Below are 1001 nucleotides of genomic sequence, written 5' to 3'. Positions count from 1 at the left end.
ATTTAATTTTCCATTCCACACGGGGCAAAACTAGGCCGAACTGTATTGTGCCCGCATCTCTTCAATAAACCATTCTGACCCGTAAAATCTCCTTCGCAACTCTATTTTTAAACTATACTCATTATCCAGACAATCATCAAAGAGATTAAGAAACGTTTCTCCGTAATTAAATTCCTTTTTCCTTTGTCTCGTTACCATAATAAAGAAGCGGTCTCTTGAGAGTACAATCTCCACCGGTTTACCAAAAGCATGAAATTGAAAGGTTGAATCTGCCCACTTATTTGGGGTCTTTACTTCACCGGCTCTTACGGGATTCAAGTAAATGTAACGGATACACCTCAGGTAATGTTCATCTGTTGAAAGTATCGTAGCCCGGTATCTCTCCCCCCAGAGGTGCCCGCTTCTTTTTTCGCGTTTATTATAGCGCAGAGCTACCCGGGAGTTGACGAACTGGAAGAATCGATGAAGGTTCTCCTCTGGTGTCTGGATAATAATATGGTAATGGTTTGCCATAAGAACAAGGTGAAACACTTTCACCGAGTATTTTTTAATAGCAGAATTCAAGACATCGGCGTAAATTTTCATAATTTTTTTCTTGTTGAACCTGAATGTTTTGTTATTCGTCCTTGTCGTTATGTGGTAGGGATAGTGTGCTTGTAAAATTCTTTTTGGCCTTCCCATAGCTTCCTCCTGTGTTGTCTTTTACTTGCTGAAAAGAAACAATCGTGCCACCACGACCACAATCATCTAAGATCGGTGACAGAGCAAACATACGAATTAAATTTCAGGTTGTTACGGAAGAGGTAGGTGTCAGAGCAAGTTCTTAGAGCGCTTAAAAATGATTGGTCTCATGGATTATGATTTTATTTTTTGTACCTTTTGTTCCGATAATCGAACCGGTAGGGAAACATTATCTACGTGAAAAACGGGGGGCAACTAATAAATCGTTAAATTGATCCAAAGAAGATCGCGATAATAAATATTAGGTGTCAGAGCAAAAA

1 protein-coding gene is annotated in these 1001 nt (G+C 39.4%); it reads right to left on the bottom strand.

Annotated elements, in window-relative coordinates; translation table 11 throughout:
- Window positions 1–30: 30 nt before the first annotated feature.
- Window positions 31–681 (bottom strand): hypothetical protein, encoded by a 651-nt coding sequence (locus tag GTN70_11605; GenBank protein ID NIO17605.1) that lies wholly within the window; start codon window positions 679–681, stop codon window positions 31–33.
- Between the last annotated feature and the right edge of the window lie 320 nt (window positions 682–1001).

This window comes from Deltaproteobacteria bacterium (assembly GCA_011773515.1).
GTDB lineage: Bacteria > Desulfobacterota > Deferrimicrobia > J040 > J040 > WVXK01.
Note: the sequence above shows the minus strand (reverse complement) of the source record. Positions and strands in the feature narration are given on the sequence as shown.